The organism is Rhizobium sp. 10N427, assembly GCF_056394605.1.
The window spans coordinates 54042-73156 of record NZ_JBFTID010000008.1 but is presented as its reverse complement, the minus strand read 5'-3'; the positions used below and the strand labels follow the sequence as shown (position 1 = coordinate 73156).

General features: G+C 61.3%; 23 protein-coding genes and 2 tRNA genes. 7 read left to right on the top strand and 18 right to left on the bottom strand.

The genetic code is table 11. The annotated features are described in order from the left end of the window. Positions 1–104 precede the first annotated feature (104 nt). A complete protein-coding gene (locus AC1DIJ_RS18345) occupies positions 105–533 on the bottom strand; it encodes an OsmC family protein (protein ID WP_112387556.1) in 429 nt (142 codons plus the stop codon). A gap of 116 nt (positions 534–649) precedes the next feature. Between AC1DIJ_RS18345 and AC1DIJ_RS18340 the strand changes: the two genes are divergently transcribed. Further along, positions 650–1861 (top strand): TIGR03862 family flavoprotein, encoded by a 1212-nt coding sequence (locus AC1DIJ_RS18340; protein ID WP_112387555.1) that lies wholly within the window; start codon positions 650–652, stop codon positions 1859–1861. A 13-nt stretch (positions 1862–1874) separates the two neighbouring features. On the opposite strand, the gene AC1DIJ_RS18335 is transcribed toward AC1DIJ_RS18340, so the two are convergent. The 11 genes from AC1DIJ_RS18335 to AC1DIJ_RS18285 form a co-directional block, all read right to left on the bottom strand. Next, a complete protein-coding gene (locus AC1DIJ_RS18335; protein WP_310293019.1) occupies positions 1875–2231 on the bottom strand; it encodes a VanZ family protein in 357 nt (118 codons plus the stop codon). A 124-nt stretch (positions 2232–2355) separates the two neighbouring features. After that, positions 2356–2431, bottom strand: a tRNA-Phe gene (locus AC1DIJ_RS18330). Positions 2432–2613: 182 nt separating this feature from the next. Beyond that, positions 2614–2826, bottom strand: coding sequence for a DNA gyrase inhibitor YacG (gene yacG / locus AC1DIJ_RS18325; protein ID WP_112387554.1), 213 nt, complete (start codon positions 2824–2826; stop codon positions 2614–2616). Between the two features lie 15 nt (positions 2827–2841). Continuing rightward, positions 2842–3462, bottom strand: a complete 621-nt coding sequence (locus AC1DIJ_RS18320) for a Maf-like protein (protein ID WP_112387553.1) — start codon at positions 3460–3462, stop codon at positions 2842–2844. Between the two features lie 45 nt (positions 3463–3507). Next, positions 3508–3726, bottom strand: a complete 219-nt coding sequence (gene infA, locus AC1DIJ_RS18315; RefSeq protein ID WP_003545338.1) for a translation initiation factor IF-1 — start codon at positions 3724–3726, stop codon at positions 3508–3510. Positions 3727–3846: 120 nt separating this feature from the next. Further along, positions 3847–4332, bottom strand: coding sequence for an arsenate-mycothiol transferase ArsC (locus tag AC1DIJ_RS18310; RefSeq protein ID WP_477831503.1), 486 nt, complete (start codon positions 4330–4332; stop codon positions 3847–3849). Beyond that, positions 4329–4802: a UPF0262 family protein gene (locus AC1DIJ_RS18305; RefSeq protein WP_112387551.1), complete on the bottom strand. Its 474-nt coding sequence runs from the start codon at positions 4800–4802 to the stop codon at positions 4329–4331. The genes AC1DIJ_RS18310 and AC1DIJ_RS18305 overlap by 4 nt, the downstream gene beginning before the upstream one ends. Positions 4803–4805: 3 nt before the next feature. After that, positions 4806–6104, bottom strand: coding sequence for a histidinol dehydrogenase (hisD, locus tag AC1DIJ_RS18300; protein WP_112387550.1), 1299 nt, complete (start codon positions 6102–6104; stop codon positions 4806–4808). Positions 6105–6157: 53 nt separating this feature from the next. Then, entirely contained in the window at positions 6158–6595 is a 438-nt protein-coding gene (locus AC1DIJ_RS18295) for a DUF2948 family protein (protein WP_112387549.1), read from the bottom strand. Positions 6596–6737: 142 nt separating this feature from the next. After that, on the bottom strand, positions 6738–8030 hold the full coding sequence (gene murA, locus AC1DIJ_RS18290) for a UDP-N-acetylglucosamine 1-carboxyvinyltransferase (RefSeq protein WP_112387548.1): 1293 nt from the start codon (positions 8028–8030) through the stop codon (positions 6738–6740). 106 nt (positions 8031–8136) lie between these two features. Next, positions 8137–8331 carry a hypothetical protein gene (locus AC1DIJ_RS18285; protein WP_112387547.1) on the bottom strand — a complete coding sequence of 65 codons (195 nt, stop codon included), beginning with the start codon at positions 8329–8331 and terminating at the stop codon, positions 8137–8139. A gap of 154 nt (positions 8332–8485) precedes the next feature. Between AC1DIJ_RS18285 and AC1DIJ_RS18280 the strand changes: the two genes are divergently transcribed. From AC1DIJ_RS18280 to AC1DIJ_RS18270, 3 genes are all read left to right on the top strand, one after another. Then, positions 8486–8560 (top strand) — tRNA-Thr (locus AC1DIJ_RS18280). Between the two features lie 213 nt (positions 8561–8773). Then, a complete protein-coding gene (locus AC1DIJ_RS18275; protein WP_112387546.1) occupies positions 8774–8941 on the top strand; it encodes a Thivi_2564 family membrane protein in 168 nt (55 codons plus the stop codon). A 226-nt stretch (positions 8942–9167) separates the two neighbouring features. Continuing rightward, entirely contained in the window at positions 9168–9410 is a 243-nt protein-coding gene (locus AC1DIJ_RS18270; protein WP_112387545.1) for a DUF982 domain-containing protein, read from the top strand. A 252-nt stretch (positions 9411–9662) separates the two neighbouring features. On the opposite strand, the gene AC1DIJ_RS18265 is transcribed toward AC1DIJ_RS18270, so the two are convergent. Next, on the bottom strand, positions 9663–9929 hold the full coding sequence (locus tag AC1DIJ_RS18265) for a hypothetical protein (RefSeq protein ID WP_112387544.1): 267 nt from the start codon (positions 9927–9929) through the stop codon (positions 9663–9665). A 162-nt stretch (positions 9930–10091) separates the two neighbouring features. Here AC1DIJ_RS18265 and AC1DIJ_RS18260 point away from each other — a divergent pair, with 162 nt between their 5' ends. The 3 genes from AC1DIJ_RS18260 to AC1DIJ_RS18250 all read left to right on the top strand — a co-directional run bounded on the left by AC1DIJ_RS18260 (position 10092) and on the right by AC1DIJ_RS18250 (position 12750). After that, on the top strand, positions 10092–10229 hold the full coding sequence (locus AC1DIJ_RS18260) for a hypothetical protein (protein ID WP_162698714.1): 138 nt from the start codon (positions 10092–10094) through the stop codon (positions 10227–10229). Between the two features lie 133 nt (positions 10230–10362). Then, positions 10363–10596, top strand: a complete 234-nt coding sequence (locus AC1DIJ_RS18255) for a hypothetical protein (RefSeq protein ID WP_477831509.1) — start codon at positions 10363–10365, stop codon at positions 10594–10596. A 93-nt stretch (positions 10597–10689) separates the two neighbouring features. Further along, the gene (locus tag AC1DIJ_RS18250; RefSeq protein WP_112387542.1) at positions 10690–12750 is read left to right on the top strand and encodes an ATP-dependent helicase; all 2061 of its coding nucleotides are present in this window, start codon (positions 10690–10692) and stop codon (positions 12748–12750) included. Here AC1DIJ_RS18250 and AC1DIJ_RS18245 read toward each other — a convergent pair. From AC1DIJ_RS18245 to mscL, 5 genes are all read right to left on the bottom strand, one after another. After that, positions 12747–13805 carry an enoyl-CoA hydratase/isomerase family protein gene (locus AC1DIJ_RS18245; protein ID WP_112387541.1) on the bottom strand — a complete coding sequence of 353 codons (1059 nt, stop codon included), beginning with the start codon at positions 13803–13805 and terminating at the stop codon, positions 12747–12749. The two genes, AC1DIJ_RS18250 and AC1DIJ_RS18245, sit on opposite strands and share 4 nt — an antisense overlap. Positions 13806–13867: 62 nt before the next feature. Next, positions 13868–15841, bottom strand: coding sequence for an EAL domain-containing protein (locus tag AC1DIJ_RS18240; RefSeq protein ID WP_112387540.1), 1974 nt, complete (start codon positions 15839–15841; stop codon positions 13868–13870). Positions 15842–15952: 111 nt separating this feature from the next. Beyond that, the gene (gene galE, locus AC1DIJ_RS18235; protein WP_112387703.1) at positions 15953–16987 is read right to left on the bottom strand and encodes a UDP-glucose 4-epimerase GalE; all 1035 of its coding nucleotides are present in this window, start codon (positions 16985–16987) and stop codon (positions 15953–15955) included. Positions 16988–17189: 202 nt separating this feature from the next. Continuing rightward, positions 17190–18356, bottom strand: a complete 1167-nt coding sequence (locus tag AC1DIJ_RS18230; RefSeq protein WP_112387539.1) for a pyridoxal phosphate-dependent aminotransferase — start codon at positions 18354–18356, stop codon at positions 17190–17192. A gap of 127 nt (positions 18357–18483) precedes the next feature. Then, positions 18484–18915 carry a large conductance mechanosensitive channel protein MscL gene (gene mscL, locus AC1DIJ_RS18225; RefSeq protein ID WP_112387538.1) on the bottom strand — a complete coding sequence of 144 codons (432 nt, stop codon included), beginning with the start codon at positions 18913–18915 and terminating at the stop codon, positions 18484–18486. Between the last annotated feature and the right edge of the window lie 200 nt (positions 18916–19115).

Sequence of the window (19115 nt, the reverse complement as noted above, 5' to 3'; positions counted from 1 at the left end):
CTATGCTTTCCCGGCCAGCCATGATTGAGACGCCAGCCGGGATGCGAATTATCAGATCGGACCGAAAGAGGATAGCGCGGGAACGACACCCGCGACACAAAAGCTCAACCGGAAATAACCGTCGAGAATTCCGGGTTGCCGCGGATCGTGTTGCTGACCGTGCAGATCTCGTCTTCGGCCAGATGCGCGATCTTCTGCCGCGTCTCCTCGTCGATATCCCCCTTGATCGAGAAGGCGATGTTGAACTTCTGGACGCGCGACAGGCCTTCGGCAGCCTTCTCGCCTGTGACGTCAGCGGTGATCTCGGTGATCCTGTCGAGGACGCCCAGATTGCTGGCGGCGATACGGGCGCTCAGCACCAGGCAGGCCGAAAGCGACGAATAGAGAAGATCGAGCGGATTGAAGCCTGGCTGAGACGGGCTGGTGACGATATCGATCTCGCCCTTCGTCGCCGAGGTGACATGCGGAAATCCGGTTCGGCCGAGGACGGCCTTGGCGCCTGTGGGTCTGGGTCTTGCTTTGAGATCGGCCATGCCGCGACACTCCATTTGAGATGGGATTGAGATAGTGAGTTTGGCCGCGACACGCAACGAAACGGCTTCTCTCAAATCCGGAGACGGACGCATTTGAATGCTGTATCAGGCAGCCCATGAAGAAAAAACAGATCGCGATCATCGGCGGCGGCCCGGCGGGCCTGATGTCGGCGGAAACGCTGGCCGGATCCGGCCACGCGATCACCGTCTACGACGCCATGCCGACGGTGGCGCGGAAGTTTCTGCTGGCTGGAAAATCCGGGCTGAACATAACGCACTCCGAGGACTACGCGCAGTTCGCCGCCCGCTTCGGCAGCGCTTCGGGGCGCCTTCGTCCCGCGCTCGATGCCTTGACGCCCAACGATATCCGCCGCTGGGCCGGCGAACTCGGCACAGAGACATTCGTGGGGTCATCGGGGCGCGTCTTCCCGACGGTCATGAAGGCCTCGCCGCTGCTTCGCGCCTGGCTAGCCCGTCTGGAGACGCAAGGCGTGGTCATCGCAAAACGCCACCGCTGGATCGGCTTTGCTGATGGCGGCCTGATTTTCGAAACCCAGGAAGGCCGGATGGTCATCCAGCCGGATGCGGCATTGCTGGCGCTTGGCGGCGCGAGCTGGCCGAAGCTCGGTTCCGATGCCGCCTGGGTGCCGTGGCTGCGTGAGCGAGGCGTCGATATGGCCCCTTTCCGCCCTGCCAATTGCGGCTTCGATGTCAACTGGAGCGGAGTGTTTCGCGAGCGCTTTGCCGGGGCGCCGTTGAAGGCGGTGACAGCCACCTCGGCGGCCGGGACATTTCCCGGTGAATTTGTGATTTCGGAGCATGGAATCGAGGGCAGCCTTGTCTATGCCCATGCAGCGGCCCTTCGCGACGATCTAGAGCGCGATGGCGCTGTCTCGTTGCTTGTCGACCTCGCTCCCGGGCGATCGGTCGAACGGCTGGCAGCCGACCTCGCCAGGCAGGACCGGAAAGCAAGCCTCTCCAACCGGCTGCGCAAGGGCGCCGGTCTCGACCCCGTCAAGGCAGGGCTGATTCGGGAGCTTGCAGGCGACGACGTGCTGAAGGACCCGCAGCAACTTGCTGCACGGATCAAGGCGCTGGCGATCCCGCTGACCGCGACCCGGCCGATTGCCGAAGCCATATCGTCGGCCGGAGGCATTGCGCTGGATGCTATCGATGACGGCTATATGCTGAAGGCCATCCCCGGCATCTTCGCCGCCGGCGAAATGCTGGATTGGGAAGCTCCGACAGGCGGTTACCTGCTGACCGCATGCATGGCGACGGGCAAGGCGGCAGCGCAGGGTATGCTTGCGTGGCTGGACCGCGACTGAACACTGCCCGCGCCTATCCCGCCTTGTGCCGGATACCCCTGATGCGGTTGACGACCTCCGCCAGGAAGACGCCAAAAAGCGCGCCCATGCTCTTGGTCGCGGCATCCTCGAAATGCGCGTGACGCGTCGGAGACAGGAATTGCAGCGTCTCCAGCGCGAAGGCACCGATGACCAGCAGCACCGCGCATAGAACGACCCGCCGCGGATAACCGGTGACGAACAATATGCCCATCACCATGAAGGCCATGGCGCGATCGACATCGACGTCGATGATATCGTGCGGCCGGTACTCGATCGGACACACGGTCACAAAGATAACGGCGGCCAGCGACAGCCAGGCGGCCACTCTCACGAGAAGCATCTTGTTCATGGGTGAAGGGTAGGCCGATGGCGGGCGGGCGCAATTCAGCCAAAAGTACAAAATGGGCTAATCCGCGATATGCAACTGCCGCGAAATGCGAAGCGACTGATCAAGCTTTTTTGAGGAGAAAGAGTGGTGCCCAGACGCGGATTTGAACCACGGACACGCGGATTTTCAATCCGCTGCTCTACCAACTGAGCTATCTGGGCATTCCTGCTTCGGCCTGCATTCTTTCGAAGAAAGAACCGGAGGGTTTGGTGTGCCCCGGAAGCGAGCGGGGTTATAGCATCTTGTCGGGACATGGCAAGCGTCAAATGACAGTTTTTTGAGGCTTGTGGAATTTTTCCAAATTCCTGAGTGAATTGAATGACTTCGCCAGTGGTTTTACAGGCTATTCCTCGTCGTCGTACTCGGCTTTCTTCTCATCGTCGGCAACGGGTATGGCGTAAGCGCCCGTCAGCCAGCGTGAGAGATCGACCTCACGGCAACGGTTCGAGCAGAACGGATAATGTTCGCGGTGAGATGGCTTTCCGCATTCCGGGCAGGGCCGCGTCTTGCGAAGCGGTTCGACCTTGGCGGTGGTTCTATTCTCGTCTTCGGACATGACGATGCCCCCGGCTTAGCCCTCAGGCCACCGGCTATGCACATCGAAGCCTTCGCCGGTCAGCAGGAGGATAGTTTCATAAAGCGGCAGGCCCACCACATTGGTGTAGGAACCGACCATTTTCTGGACGAAGCTGCCGGCAAGACCCTGGATGCCATAGGCACCCGCCTTGCCGCGCCACTGGCCCGAGGCCAGATAGCTCTCGATCTCGAAACCGGAGAGGCGCTTGAAGCGCACCTTGGTTTCGACGATCTTCTGGCGGACCTTGCGATCGGGCGTTACCAGGCAGACACCGGTATAAACCCAGTGGCTGCGGCCGGAAAGCAGATTGAGCGAGGCGGAGGCCTCATCCGCAAACTCGGCCTTCCCCAGGATACGGCGGCCGACGGCAACGACCGTATCGGCCGCGAGGATATAGCTGCCCTTCCAGGCCAGATCGCCCTTGATCGCCGACAGCGCCGCCTCGGCCTTCTCGGTCGAGAGCCTGCGGGCCAGCGAGCGCGGATGCTCCGATTTCTTCGGCGCCTCGTCGATATCCATCGGCATCAGGCGCGACGGTTCGATGCCTGCCTGATTGAGCAGGTCGACACGTCGCGGAGAACCGGAAGCCAGGATGAGCTTGTATGTGAGCGCCATGGAACCTCGACCGGAAAGGAAGCCTCGAGGGCTTGCGGCCCAAGCTTACTTGAAACGGTAGGTGATACGGCCCTTGGTGAGGTCGTAGGGGGTCATTTCCACAAGAACCTTGTCGCCCGCCAGAACGCGGATGCGGTTCTTGCGCATACGGCCGGCCGTGTGGGCGATGATTTCGTGCTCGTTTTCAAGCTTCACGCGGAAGGTCGCGTTCGGCAGAAGTTCGGTCACGATACCCGGAAATTCAAGGACTTCTTCTTTAGGCATATAAGGCTTTTCTTCCTGTCGGTTGAGATGGCGGACTTGCGCCACCTTAAAATTTGGGCGGAAACTACACAATCAACGGTCATTTGTGAACCTTGTTGATCGGGCTTTCTTCCTTTTGTTTTAGGCCGATTGCGCGGCAATGCCGTTTCGTCTGAGTAGCCGGCTCTCGATCAGCGCCGCAATGTGATCCCGCACCTCTCTGTAGGCATCGAGAATCTGGTCGCGGCTGCCGGTTTCGCCGGTCGGATCCATGGTCGGCCAATACACCACTTCAACGGCGTTGGCACGCGTCAGTTCCAGCGCTGCGTGATGAGCCTGCGGCGAAAGCGTGATGATCAGATCGAAATAGTCGTCCTCGAGTTCGTCCAGCGTCTTCGGCAGGTGGCGGCCAAGCGAAAGGCCGATCTCTTCAAGCACGGCATCGACAAAGGGATCCCGCTCGCCGGCGCGAACGCCTGCCGAGCGTATATAGATGTTGGCAGGCAGAATGCTCCGGGCGATTGCCTCGGCTATCGGCGAGCGGATGGCGTTCATGCCGCACATGAAGAGGATCGCGCCCGGCGCCTTGCCTTCTGCGGTGAGCGGAGCGGGCTCCATCCCGGTCATCCGCGCCAGTAGAGCACGCAGACGAGCGTGAAGATGCGCCGGGCCGTGTCGAAATCGACGTCGATCTTGCCTTTCAGCCTGTCCTTCAGCGTTTGCGAGCCCTCGTTGTGGATGCCGCGACGGCCCATGTCGATCGCTTCGATGCGGCTTGGCGAGGCCGAACGGATCGCTTCGTAATAGCTTTCGCAGATCATGAAATAGTCTTTCACGATGCGGCGGAACGGCGTCAGCGACAGGATATGGGTGGCAACATCACCGCCCTCCTCCGTCCTGATGACGAAGACCAGCTTGCTGTCGACGAGCGAGATGTTGAGCTTGTATGGTCCGCCCGGGTGCCCGGCGGGCTCGAAGGTGTTTTCCTCGATCAGATCGAAGATGGCGACGGCGCGCTCGTGCTCGACATCGGGCGTCGAACGGCCGATCGTGTCGTCGAGGACGACATCAGAAAGCCGGAAGTCGCCCTTCGCCATGCCTCACCTTTCGAGATTGAGGCGGATCGCGACCGATCGCGCATGAGCGTCCAAGCCTTCGGACACCGCCAAAGCGATCGCCGCCGGGCCAAGCTCGCGCAGCTGCTGCGGGCCGAGGCGCAGGATCGATGTGCGCTTGACGAAATCGAGCACTCCAAGGCCGGACGAGAAGCGCGCCGAACGCGCCGTCGGCAGCACGTGGTTGGAGCCGCCGACATAATCGCCGATCACTTCAGGCGTATGCGCGCCCATGAAGATCGCGCCGGCATTGCGAATGCCCGGGAGAAGCGCATCGGGATCGACGACCGCCAGCTCCAGATGCTCCGGCGCGATGCGGTTTGCAAGCGGGATAGCGTCCTTCAGATCCTTGACGAGGATGACGGCACCGAAATCGCGCCAGCTGGCGGCGGCGGTCTCGGCGCGGTTCAGCGTCTTCAACTGGCGCTCGACAGCGGCTTCGACGGCCTTGGCGAATTCGGCATCATCGGTGGCGAGGATTGCCTGCGAGCTGGCGTCATGTTCGGCCTGGGCCAGCAGATCGGCCGCGATCCAGTCCGGATTGTTGTCCTTGTCGGCAATCACCAGCACTTCGGAGGGACCGGCGATCATATCGATGCCGACGGTGCCGAACACATGGCGCTTGGCGGCGGCGACATAGGCATTGCCGGGACCGGTGATCTTGGCGACGGGTGCGATGGTTTCCGTGCCATAGGCGAGTGCGGCGATCGCCTGCGCGCCGCCGACACGGTAGATTTCGGAGACGCCTGCGAGCTTCGCAGCGGCCAATACGGCCGGATTGACGACGCCGCCGGTTGCCGGAACGGCGATGACGATGCGATCGACGCCGGCGACCTTGGCCGGAACGGCATTCATCAGCACCGAACTGGGGTAGCTCGCCGTACCGCCTGGAACATAGAGGCCGACGGCTTCGATTGCCGTCCAGCGCGAACCGAGGCCGACGCCCATGGCGTCTTCGTAGATATCGTCTTTCGGCAGCTGGCGGGCATGATGGGATTCGATGCGGACAGCGGCGACCTTCAACGCGCCCAGCACTTCGGCGGGAACCGCCTCGACGGCAGCGTCGATCTCGGCCTCGGTGACGCGCATGGGCACCTTGGCATAGTCGATGCCATCGAATTTCTTCGAATATTCGGCAAGGGCCACGTCGCCACGGGCGCGCACGTCATCGATGATGGCGCGCACCGCGATGTTGACGTCTTCGGAGACCTCGCGCTTGGTCGTCAGAAAAGCGGCGAAACGCTGCTCGAAACCATCCGATGCCTGATCCAGCCAGATTGCCACGCTCAATTTCCTTCCAAACCAACGCTAAACATCAAACCGCGCAGAGACGATCGTCAAGCGCCCGGATGGCGCGGCTTGGAGGCGGTTTCCCATGCTCCGCCGATATCTGCAAGCTGAACTTCGATGCATTCGACATCGAGAACGATCTCGGCCGCACCCGACAGCGTGATTTCGATCGTGCCCTCGGGGCCCTCGCCCTTCGGCTCGAAGACGACTGACAGCAGCGACAACACTTCGTCGCGGCGCTTGCGGTCGATGCCGGTGGAGCGGACAGCAAGAACGCGCTTGAAAACGAGGGCGGCGCGGCGGCGCTCGAAGCCCTTGCGCTTACCGCCAGCCTCTTCCCAGACGAAGCGGTTCGCGGCGAAGGCGAACTGGCCGTCCTTGGGGGACCAGGCGATGTCGCCGATCTTGAAAACGGCGTCCTGCAGATGCGCGGAGACCACGGCGAGGTCTTCACTGTCGAGTGCAAGAAGCTTCAGATCGGTCATGCAGGCTGTACCCCCGGTCGATGATGCCGCATCGCCGGTATGGCGATGCGTTAGACAAGGGAAATAGGACGCCTGAGGGCAATGCGCAACAGCTATGCGCAATGCCCGCAGGGGAAAGCAAAGGGCGGAAACCGCCCTTCCCTTATTCGCTGACGCGTTCGACGATGGCGCCGCAGCGGGTGAGCTTTTCTTCCAGCCGCTCGAAGCCGCGATCGAGGTGATAGACGCGCGACACCATGGTCTCGCCTTCAGCCGCAAGACCGGCGATGACGAGGGAGACGGAGGCGCGCAGATCGGTCGCCATCACAGGCGCACCCTTCAGCCGCTGAACGCCTTCGATCTTCGCCGTCTGGCCGGACAGAGAAATCTTGGCGCCGAGGCGGGCCAGCTCCTGCACATGCATGAAGCGGTTTTCGAAGATGGTTTCGGTGACATGCGAGACGCCGGACGAACGGGTCATCAGCGCCATGAACTGTGCCTGCAGGTCGGTCGGGAAGCCCGGGAAGGGATCGGTGACCACGTCGACGGGCTTAATACCGGCGCCATTGCGCTTGATGCGCACGCCGCTATTCGTCGCCGACACATCGGCACCGGCGCGGCGCAGCGTTTCGAATGCGGTTTCGAGCAGCGCCATGTCGGTGTTCTCGAGAACGACGTCACCGCCGGTCATGGCAACGGCCATGGCATAGGTGCCGGTTTCGATACGGTCCGGCAGAACCCGGTGGCGGGCGCCCGAGAGCGACTGCACGCCTTCGATGGTGATGGTCGGCGTGCCGGCACCGGTAATCTTGGCGCCCATGGCGATCAGGCAGTTGGCGAGATCGACGACTTCAGGCTCGCGGGCGGCATTGCCGATCACCGTCGTGCCGCGGGCAAGCGTTGCCGCCATCATCATCACGTGGGTGGCGCCGACCGAGACCTTCGGGAAGGTGTACTTGGCGCCGATGAGGCCGCCCTTCGGCGCCGTCGCGTTGATATAGCCGCTGTCGATTTCCAGGTTGGCGCCGAGCGCCGTCAGGCCTTCGAGGAAGAGATCGACAGGACGCGTGCCGATGGCGCAACCGCCCGGCAGCGAAACGCGGCACTGTCCCTCGCGCGCCAGCAGCGGACCGATGACCCAGAAGGAGGCGCGCATCTTCGAGACCAGCTCGTAAGGGGCGGTCGTATCGACGATGGTGCGGCAGGTGAAATGGATGGTGCGCGAGTAGGCGTCGTCCTGGCGCTCGCGGCGGCCGTTGACGGCAACGTCGACGCCGTGATTGCCGAGGATGCGCATGAGCAGCTCGACATCGGCCAGATGCGGCACGTTTTCGAGCGTCAGCGTGTCGCTGGTCAGCAGAGACGCGATCATCAGCGGCAGTGCGGCATTCTTGGCGCCGGAAATCGGGATGATGCCGTTAAGCTCATTCCCGCCGACAATTCTGATACGATCCATGGGGGCTTACGGGCTGCGCCCGCCTTTCCTGAAAGTTCTGCCTTTAAAAGGGATGGGGGTCTTTAGACGAATTCCCGCGACGCTTCAATTCGCCGCGGAGCCAACATTACGATTCGTCCATTTTTGCGGCAGGCAGGCCAATCGTCTCGTCGGCCTGCCCGGAACGGCGCGCACGGACCTGCTGCTTGCGCTTCGAAAGATTTTCCCGGAGTTTTTCCGCAGCCCGCTCGCGCCTCAGCCGCGCCTGCTCCTCGATTGCCGCCTTGCGGCCATTTACAGGCTTTTCGCTATTGTCTTCCATGCATTCTGCTTAGCGGATTCCCGCTCCCGCCAAAAGGCCTTCCTCGTTAATCCACGTGAAGTTCGAAATTGCGGCTTGCGCTTGTCCGGAACCTGTGGCAATAGGCGCCCCGTCCACGCAACACAGCCTGATGGCTCGAAGCGTTCCTGGTCCTGCTGCCGTAGCTCAGTGGTAGAGCACACCCTTGGTAAGGGTGAGGTCGGTGGTTCAATCCCACTCGGCAGCACCAGTTTTTCTTCAGATAATCCACGCACCCCCGGCTTAGGCTTAGGCTTAGGCTGATCCTGCACGGTCACCTGGAATGTGCCGTCGCCAACATGAATGGCGGCACCGCTCCGACAAAGCAATTTATCAAGTTTCAGACCTCCCCCTTTTCTTTGACTTGTTGCCCCATAGTTAAATCCCTGTCGCCGAAAGGCTTTTTGGATAGGAGTGGGGATAAATGGGTGCTTCGATACTGATCGGTATTCTGATCACGTTTCTCGTCATCATTCTCGTATTGTACTTGGTTCAACGCCTGCCGATCGATGGCCGCACACGGCAGATCGTGCAGATTATCGTGATCATCATCGGTATCGTGTCGCTGCTGAAATACCTAGCTGTCTTCTAGGATCGGGGGCCCGGCTTTTGCCGGGCCACAATTCCCACACGGAGCACGGCCACACGTTCGCCCTCGGCATCTCCTCCAATGTGAGATGGCCGATCTGGCCAAGTTCAGTTCAAATCCCCCATTGCGACCAATGAATAACCCGCTAATATACTCTCAGCACGAGCCTTTCGGGAGGAACACGAGGGGCGTTGTGCGCGTTTGGCGTAAACACTGGAGGAATACGCCTATGGCAACTGACAGATGGGATAGTCCGGTCAAGGTCGGCTTCGAGGATACCGATGCCCGTACCGTCAACGGTCCGTTCGATGCATTGAAGTGCCTTGCCGATCTCTGGCCCGCGGCGCGCGGTCTGCGCTATCTGAAAGCCCGCAGCACCTGCCGTGCAGCACTCGATGGCCGCAAGACGGCGGAAGAGGCGCGGCTGGAGTTTGTGGCGGCGGCCGAAGAGGCGAAGCTCAGGCTTCACTGACCGGCGACAGCTTCGGCCCTAAACAGCGACCCTGACGGCTGCGTGCCGGAACGGGACGGCTGTTTATTTTCATTTAACCAACGGTGAAGGACGGGCTGGATAGCCCAAGTATTGCCGTTGCGCGCCGGCGCAGGCCGACAATAAAACATCGGCAGCCATCATGATGATGGTCAGAGGCTCGTCACCCTCTGCTTATGCAGACGAGCCTCGAACAGAGATAATTTGCGGAAATACTTCGGATATTTCACGCTTTCAGCAGCCGGTATCGCTCTGGCTTTCGACTTCCACATAGCCGACGCCCATGATCGTGCCATCAGGTGCGCGGATGAAGGACGGCACGTAATGCGCCTCGGCCGGCTGGCAGGCGACGGTGCTGGTATATTCGTTGAGCGCCATCTGATCCTGAGGCAGGGCCGAGTAATAATCGACATCGGTTTCGAGAGAGGCGGATGCGGGAATGGCAAATGCGGCGCATGCAATAAACAGGGCTGGAACCCCCAGACGGATGCAGGTCCTCATGACTATCTCCAGCGTTGAAATCCGCCCAATCAACCCTTGAAGGGCGGCTTTGGTTCCCCGCTTTTCTTCGCACGATTTCACGCGCACTTGCCGGAACTTTTCGGGCAGCCGGTCTGTTCAATAGGGTTGAGAACAACGTGACCGGACGAAGTAGAATTAATCATGAAAACACTGATGCTGATCATCGTCGCGCTCATGGTGGCATCCGTTCTCAGTATTCTCGTCATCAAGCCCTTCGAGCAGGGCGGCAGCAACGATGACACGCCGCCGAAAACGATCCAGCAGCCGGAGCCAAAGTAGCGCACCATTCTGCCCCCGCAAATTTCAACGCTCTCTACTTGGCGAAGCGGATCTCTGGCGCCATATCAATGAAGGGGCTGAAGGGGCAACTGTCATGTTCAAGGTCATCGTTCCGGTTTTCACCGCCGCCGCCATGCTGGTGGCCTGCAGCGCTGCCGATAGCGGCGCCGGGCCGACGCCTATCCCGGGCAGCCTCACCTATGGCGGCCCTGCCCGCTCCAAGCTGACGAAATCGCCACCAGGCAGCTATGTCTATAACAGCTTCTACAATTCGAGCGGCCAGAAGGTGCAGGAGACCTATATCCTGCAGCCGGACAGGACACTGAAACTGACGCGCCAGGAAGTGGTTTCCGACTTCGTCTACTGACGCGCGCTTGACAGGAATCACTATCAAGAACATTCAAGGAACGTCTTATTTGTCCGTGCCGCTCTGCCGCGCGGGCGCCAACCGGACGGCTGGATGTATCTCGAGAAGCTCAACCCGCAACAGCGCATGGCCGTGGAGCATGGAACCCTCACCGAGGGCAGCCATGTCGCGGGACCGCTGCTGGTCATTGCCGGTGCCGGTTCCGGCAAGACCAACACGCTGGCGCACCGTGTCGCGCATCTGATCGTCAAGGGCGCCGATCCGCGCCGCATCCTGCTGATGACCTTCTCGCGCCGGGCCGCCTCCGAGATGGCGCGGCGCGTCGAGCGCATTTGCGCCGAAGTGCTCGGCGCCAATTCCGGCATCATGGCCGATGCGCTCGCCTGGAGCGGCACGTTTCACGGTATCGGCGCGCGGCTGTTGCGCGACTATGCAGAGCAGATCGGTGTCGATCCGGCCTTCACCATCCACGATCGCGAAGACAGCGCCGATCTGATGAACATCATCCGGCACGATCTCGGCTTCTCGAAGACCGAGAACCGCTTCCCGACCAAGGGAACGTGCCTGGCGATCTATTCGCGGGTGGTCAATTCGGAGGGTGAGCTGCCGCTGGTGCTGCGCGATGCCTTTCCCTGGTGCGCCACCTGGGAGAACCAGCTGCGCGATCTCTTCGGCGCCTATGTCGAAGCCAAGCAGGCGCAAAACGTGCTCGATTACGACGACCTGCTGCTCTACTGGGCGCAGATGGTGGCAGAGCCAATGATTGCCGAGGATATCGGCAGCCGCTTCGATCATGTTCTGGTTGACGAATATCAGGACACCAACCGGCTGCAATCCTCGATCCTGCTGGCGCTGAAGCCGGGCGGACAGGGACTGACCGTCGTCGGCGACGATGCGCAGTCGATCTATTCCTTCCGTGCCGCGACGGTGCGCAACATTCTCGACTTCCCGGCCTCGTTTACGCCTGCCGCCAATATCGTCACGCTCGACCGCAATTACCGCTCGACGCAGCCGATCCTGGCAGCCGCCAATGCCGTCATCGACCTTGCCTCCGAGCGTTTCACCAAGAACCTCTGGACGGAGCGGCAATCGGCCGAGCGGCCGCGTCTCGTCACTGTGCGCGACGAAGCCGATCAGGCGCGCTTCGTCGCCGACAAGGTGCTGGAGAACCGCGAAGAAGGCGTCAAGCTGAAGAGCCAGGCGGTGCTGTTTCGCGCCTCGCATCACAGCGGCGCGCTGGAGGTTGAACTCACACGGCGCAACATTCCCTTCGTCAAATTCGGCGGGCTGAAGTTTTTGGACAGCGCGCATGTCAAGGACATGCTCGCGGCGCTGCGCTTTGCGCTGAACCCGCGCGACCGTGTCGCCGGGTTCCGGCTGATGCAGATCCTGCCGGGCGTCGGCCCCTCGACGGCGCAAAAGACGCTGGATCATATGGCCGCTGATCCGAGCCCGATCCAGGCGCTTGCCGAACTGACCGCACCGCCGCGCTCGGGCGACGATTGGACGGCTTTCGTGTCCGTCATGCAGGAGCTGAAGACCGGCAAGGCCGGATGGCCTGCCGAAATCGGGCTGGTGCGGGAATGGTATCAGCCGCATCTGGAACGGCTGCATGAGGATGCCTCGACGCGCCAGGCCGACCTGCTGCAGCTCGAGCAGATCGCGGCGGGTTATCCGTCCCGCGAGCGCTTCCTGACGGAACTGACGCTCGATCCGCCGGACGCGACCAGCGATCAGGCCGGCGTGCCGCTGCTCGACGAGGATTACCTGATCCTTTCCACCATCCATTCGGCCAAGGGCCAGGAATGGACCAAGGTGTTCATGCTGAACGTCGTGGATGGCTGCATACCATCCGATCTGGCAGTCGGCAGCAGTGCTGAGATCGAGGAAGAACGGCGGCTGCTTTACGTCGCGATGACGCGGGCCAAGGACAATCTCGATCTCGTCGTGCCGCAGCGCTTCTTCACCCACGGACAGAATGCGCAGGGTGACCGGCATGTCTATGCCTCCCGCACCCGCTTCATCCCGGCAACGCTGCTGCAATTCTTCGAGGTCTGCGGTTGGCAGCAAGCGAAGGCCGAAACGGCGGCCAGCCAGCAGGCGCGCCAGGTGCGGATCGATGTCGGCGCACGCATGCGCGGCATGTGGCGCTAAAGGGCCAAGGGCTCGACGCGGCCGAAAAACGGCGCGAGGGCTTCAGGGCCGACCGCCGAGACATCCGCCGGTTTCCATTTCGGATTGCGATCCTTGTCGATGACGGCGGCGCGGACGCCCTCATAGAAGTCGGGCGTCTTCAGGATCTGCATGCAGGCAGCCAGTTCCCGGTTCAGACATTCTGCCAGGCTGGCGCTCGCCCTGCCCGCCCGCAGCAGACGCAGCGTCAGCTTCAGGCTGGTCGGCGAGCGTTTGGCGATGACGGTGCGCGTCTCGGCGGCGAAGGCTCCCTCCTCTGCCTCCAGTGCCGCCAGAATGTCCTCGACGCTGTCGAAGCGGAAAGCGCGGTCGATGATCGCCCGGTTGTGCTCCAGATGGCCGGCATGGGGATGATTGGCGAGATGTTTCAGCATGGCATCGACGGTGGTCGACGACGATCCGACTGGCATGCGGGCCAGCGCATCGATCATCTCCGGCAAGCGGGCGGAGGCAATCTTGACGTCGGCAAGCCCGGCATAGAGCGCGTCCGTGGCATTCATTTCCAGGCCGGTCAGCCCTGCCCAGGTGCCGGTTTCGCCGGGCATGCGCGGCAGCAGCCAGGTGGCGCCGACATCCGGAAAATAGCCGATCCCGGTTTCCGGCATGGCAAGCCGCGTGCGCTCGGTTACAACCCGGTGGCGGCCATGCGCCGAAAGACCGACGCCGCCGCCCATGGTGATACCGTCCATGACCGCGATGTAGGGCTTGGTGAAATTGGCGATGCGATGGTTGAGCGCGAATTCCTCACGCCAGAAGGTTTCAGCCTCCTCTGAGCCCGCAAGGCCGCTCTGGTGGAGAGCGCGGATATCGCCGCCGGCGCAGAAGCCGCGCTCGCCCTCTCCTGTGACGACGATGCTTGCAACGGCAGGATCGGCTTCGAACTCGTCGAGCGCCGCGTCCAGCATGCGCACCATGGTCAGCGTCAGGCTATTCAGCGCCTTGGGACGGTTGAGGCGGATGATGCCCGCGCTGCCGCGCCGTTCGATGAAGACTTCCCGGTCGGATGTTTTGTGCATGGTCACCGCGCCTTTGTTGATCAGATATCAATAGACAGGCGCGGCACTTCGTTCCAGTGGGATCAGTAAGGCAGCATCGCGTGCAGAGGTTCCTGGCCGATCATCAGGCCGTCGCGCTGCAGCGCATAGTCGATCGCCGCATCGAGCTTCAGCGGTCGCGAGAAATGGTAGCCCTGCGCCAGCCGCACGCCCATCGCCCGAAGACCGTCGGCAACCTCTTCGCTCTCCACGCCTTCGGCAACCGATGCGATGCCGAGGTTCTGGCAGAGATTGGCGACGGAGCGGGTGATGTTCATCGAACGGATATCGCGATCGAAATTCATCACGAAGGCCTTGTCGATCTTCAGCTTGTCGAAGGCGAGACGATGGATGTGGCTGAGGCTGGAGAAGCCGGTGCCGAAATCGTCGAGCGCGATCGATATACCGGCGGCGCGCAGGACGCCGATGACCTGGTCGGCCGTGTCGAAATCGGAAAGCAGCGCCGTCTCGGTGATCTCGAACTCGATGCGCTTGGGATCGACGCCTGAGCGATGGATCATCGCCAGGAGCGCCATCGACGTTTCGTGGTCGCAAATGTCGCGGGCCGAAAGGTTGAACGACAGGCGCAGATGATCGGGGATCTGCTTCAGCGCGTCGAGCGCCTGACCGAACAGCACGCGGGTCATCCGGCCGATGACGGCAGTGCGCTCGGCGGCAGGGATGAACGCATCCGGGCTGATGCGGCCGAAGCGGGCGCTGTCCCAGCGCGCCAGGGCCTCGTAGCCGACAACGCGGCCGGTCTTCAGTTCGATGATCGGCTGATATTCGAGCGATAGCTCGCTGGCGAAATCGTTGGCCTGCAGCTCAAGCTCGATGAGATAGCGCTGGGTTAGTATCTTCTCGTGTTCCGACGAGAAGAACTCGACGCCGCCGCGGCGCTTGCTCTTCACCTGATAGAGCGCGAAGTCAGCCTTCTCGTAGAGGTCTTCGGCGGAGAGATCGCCACCCTCGGGATAGACGATGCCGCAGGATCCCGAGACGCGCACCGAGCCGTCGGGGATTTCGAAGGCCTCGTGGACCGAAGCGCAGAGAGCCTGGCCGAGATCGGCAGTCGCTCTGCGGCTGATGCCTTGCGGGAAGATGATACCGAACTCATCGCCGCCGAGACGGGAAACGACAGCCTCGCTGCCGGCAAGCGCTGTGAAGCGGCGAGCGGTTTCCTTGAGCACCAGATCGCCCGCCGAATGGCCGAAGATATCGTTGACGGGCTTGAAGCCATCGAGGTCGATGATGCCGATAACCGGCGGTTCCTTCGGCTGCTCCTGCAGCATGCGCTCCAGCGATAGGAAGAAGCTGCGGCGATTGGCAAGGCCGGTCAATTGATCCTGAAGCGCGTTGCGGCTGTTGACGAGGTTCAGCTCATGGGCTTCGGCCTGCTTCTTCTCCAGCTCCTCGGTCATCTGCACGAGACCGGCGAAATTCTGGAAGTAGCTGTTGATCACCCGCAGGAACGGAAGGATCAGGAACAGACCGCTGACGGCGGTGGCGATGAAGACAGGATTTCCTGACGACAGGAAGGTCAGCACCATGGCCGTGAAGGTGATGACCGTGGTGATCATCGCCGCGACCGGCAGGTGCATGAGACAGAAGACGCAGGAAATACCTGTCACGACGAGGAAGTAGGCGATCTGGCCCTGCTGGTAGGCATCGCCGTAGCTGTAGAGCGCGACGGCCCAGGCGCCGAAGGCGATGGTGAGAATGCAGGAGCCGGCGATCGTCACGCGCATCACCTTGTAGGCGCGTTCAGGCGTGACGTTTTCCTTGCCGTTGATCTCCCACCAGCAGAGGCGGAACAGACAGGCGACACTGAGGCCGGTCGGGATATAGAGCGACAGCCAGAGCGGCGCGGTCTTGATGTGGGTGATCGCGACAGCCAGCGAATTGATGATCAGCAGGACATAGAGAATCGGGATCTGTGTGGACAGAGCCTGAAACTGTGCCATCAAGAACTTCGGGTTGTCTTTTTGCAGCCGTAGCGAAGCGATGAAGCTTTTCATTGTCCCTTTTCCCTTGACCATAAAACAGCCAGAGAAAGCTTGATTTTTTCTTATTTACGCCAGCGCTAGCCCTCTATCCTCAGACAGATGGTAAACACCATGTTAGCGCGATCAGAACGATGCGGCGGCGAGTTCGCGGTAGATGCCCTGAAGATCGCCGACGCGGCGCTGGGTCAGTTCCAATTCCCAATCGAGCGCGCTGCGAACGATGGTTTCCAGCGAGTCATGCTTCGGAGCCCAATCGAGCAGGCGTCGCGCCAGCGTTGCATCGGCAACGACGCTGGCGGAATCGCCCGGGCGGCGTGGCGCCATGTGGATCTTGAACGAGTGGCCGTGGACGCGGGTGACCATGTTCAGCACATCGAGAACGGAATAGCCCGAGCCGTAACCGCAATTGGCGACCAGCGAACCCTTGCCCTTGCGCAGGTGCTGTAGCGCCTTCAGGTGCGCCTCGGCGAGATCGGTGACGTGGATGTAGTCGCGCACACCGGTGCCATCATGCGTTGGATAGTCGATGCCATAGACGGCGACGCTGTCGCGCTTGCCGAGAGCCGCTTCGCAGGCGACTTTGATCAGATGCGTGGCGCCATTGGTGGACTGGCCGGCCCGACCCTCGGGATCGGCACCCGCAACGTTGAAATAGCGAAGGGCCACGTAGTCGAAGTCATAGGCCGCAGCCGCATCGCGCAGCATGAACTCGGTCATCAGCTTCGACTGGCCGTAAGGGTTTTCCGGATTGAGGCTGGCGGTCTCCTTGACCGGATCGGAACTCGGCTGCGGTCCATAAACTGCAGCGGTCGAGGAGAAGACGAAATGGCGCACGCCGGCTTCGATAGACGCGCTGAGCAACGCGCGCGTCTTGCCGGAATTGTTATCGTAATAGGAGAGCGGATCTGAAACCGACACCGGTACGACGGCGGAACCGGCGAAATGGATGATCGCCTCTATGTCGTTTTCGATGAAGATCGTCCGCAGAATATCGGGATCGGCAACGTCGCCGAGATAGAAGCGGGCCGCAGGCGCAACCGCCCAGCGGAAGCCGGTCGATAGGCGATCGAGCACGACCACCTCTTCACCCGCCTCAAGCAGTGTCCAGACCATGTGGCTGCCGATATAGCCAGCGCCGCCCGTCACCAAGATTGCCATGTCCCGCATTCCCTGTTTTATCGCACAGGGGCATCAGACGGGTTTTCCCTTTCGGATTTTCTTATCAAAGACCCGTTTTGGGCCGTTCCGGCGGCTAAGTTTGCGGCTGTGGTTAGAGGCCGATTTCGGCTTTCGCTACAATTTTATCGAACCGGCCAAATACGGGGCAGATGCCCGGCTGATGGCGCCGGGCATTCCCATCTCAGCGGCTCATGATGTAGTCGCAAAGGCGCTCGGCGGCGGTGCGAACCTGGGCCGGATCGCGCAGGAAACAGGCGCGCAGGAAGAGTTCGCCGCCCGCGCCGAAAGCCGCACCCGGCGCCAGGCCGACACCGGTCTTGTCGACGATATCGATCGCGGCCTTGCGGCTGTCGGTGATGCCGTCGATCTTCAGGAACGCATAGAGAGCGCCATCGGGCTTCAGCGTCTCGACGCGATTGGTGGCGATCAGGGCGTCGCAGAGGATATCGCGGGCTTCGGCCGCCTTGCTGATATTGGCGGCGACGAAATCGTCGCCGTGGTTGAGCGCTGCGACCGCGCCCTTCTGCATAAACTGCGCAACGCCGGAGGTCGAATACTGGATCAGGTTTTCCAGCACCTGTCCGGTTTCCGGCGGACCAACGATCCAGCCGACGCGCCAGCCGGTCATCGACCAGTTCTTCGAGAAGGAATTGACGAAGAAGATCTTGTCGCCCGGTTCCATGACGTCGAAGAACGAGGGCGCGCGGCCGCCGGCGTAGAAGTAGCGGGCATAGATCTCGTCGGCCATGATCCACAGGCCGTGCTTGCGGGCAATCTCGAGAATCTGTGCCAGATCCTGCTTCGTCGCCGTCCAGCCCGTCGGGTTCGACGGTGTGTTGACGAAGAGGCCCTTGGTCTTCGGCGTGATCGCAGCTTCGATCCGGTCGAGATCAACCGCCCATTTGCCGCCTTCGAACTGAAGCTCGACGCCCACCGAACGGGCGCCGGCGATTTCAAGCGCGGCTGCTATATTCGGCCAGGCGGGCGTCAGATAGGCGATCTCGTCGCCCGGCGAGGTCATCGCCTGCACGGCAATCTGGATCGCCTGCATGCCGGAACCGGTGATATAGAAATGTTCCGGAGAGAGCGTCACACCGAAATGACGGCCATAGTAGTCGGAAAGCGCCTGGCGCAGTTCGGGAATGCCGCGCTGCCAGGTGTAGAAGGTCTCACCGGCCGCAAGCGCATCCATCGCAGCCTTGCTGATGAAATCGGGGGTCGGCAGATCACCTTCGCCGACCCAAAGAGGCAGCAGGCCTTCGCGGCCGCGGGCATAATTGACGACTTCGACGATCCCGCTTTCGGGTGCCGTGATGGCGCGCGGGCTGAGGCTATTGACGATCGACATGAAGGACTCCGGTTTTGGCCTTCATAGAACAAAACCCGGCGCAAATCCCAATGAGAATGCGTGATGTCACATCGATTTTCGTGATGGATGGAGCCCTGCCTAACAGCAGGGCTCAAAGGCGCTAAAATCAGGCCGGACGCTTGGCCAGCAAATCGCGGATTTCCGTCAGCAGCGCAACGTCTGCCGGCGGCGGCGCGTCTTCCGCGGCCTTCTCCTCGTTACGCTCGATCTGCTTACGCAGCATGTTTACGGCCTTGACCATCAGGAAGATGATCCATGCGAGGATGAGGAAATTGATGAGGACGGTGATGAAATTGCCATAGGCAAAGACGGCGCCCTGCGCGCGGGCGGCAGCCAGCGTCGGTGCGTTGACGGCCGATGAGAGACCAATGAAATAGTTCGAGAAGTCGAAGCCGCCGAAGATGGCACCGACGATCGGCATGATGATGTCGTCGACAAGCGACTTGACGATACCGCCGAAAGCGCCGCCGATAATGACACCGACCGCCAGGTCCATGACGTTACCGCGGGCAATAAACGCTTTGAATTCGTTGAGCATCCGATCTGTCTCCCTCTGATGCGCACTCACTGACAGTCCGTGCTTTATTAGCTACATGTCCGCCATAATTATTCAATTGTTAATTTTGAATAACCACTTCTTCCGGCGTCTTGGACTTAAGGTCTAGACCGCCCCGATTTCCAAAGGCGGGCATTTCCCCTAATCTTTGAAACTTAAGGGGCCCGGCGAACAACTCGCCG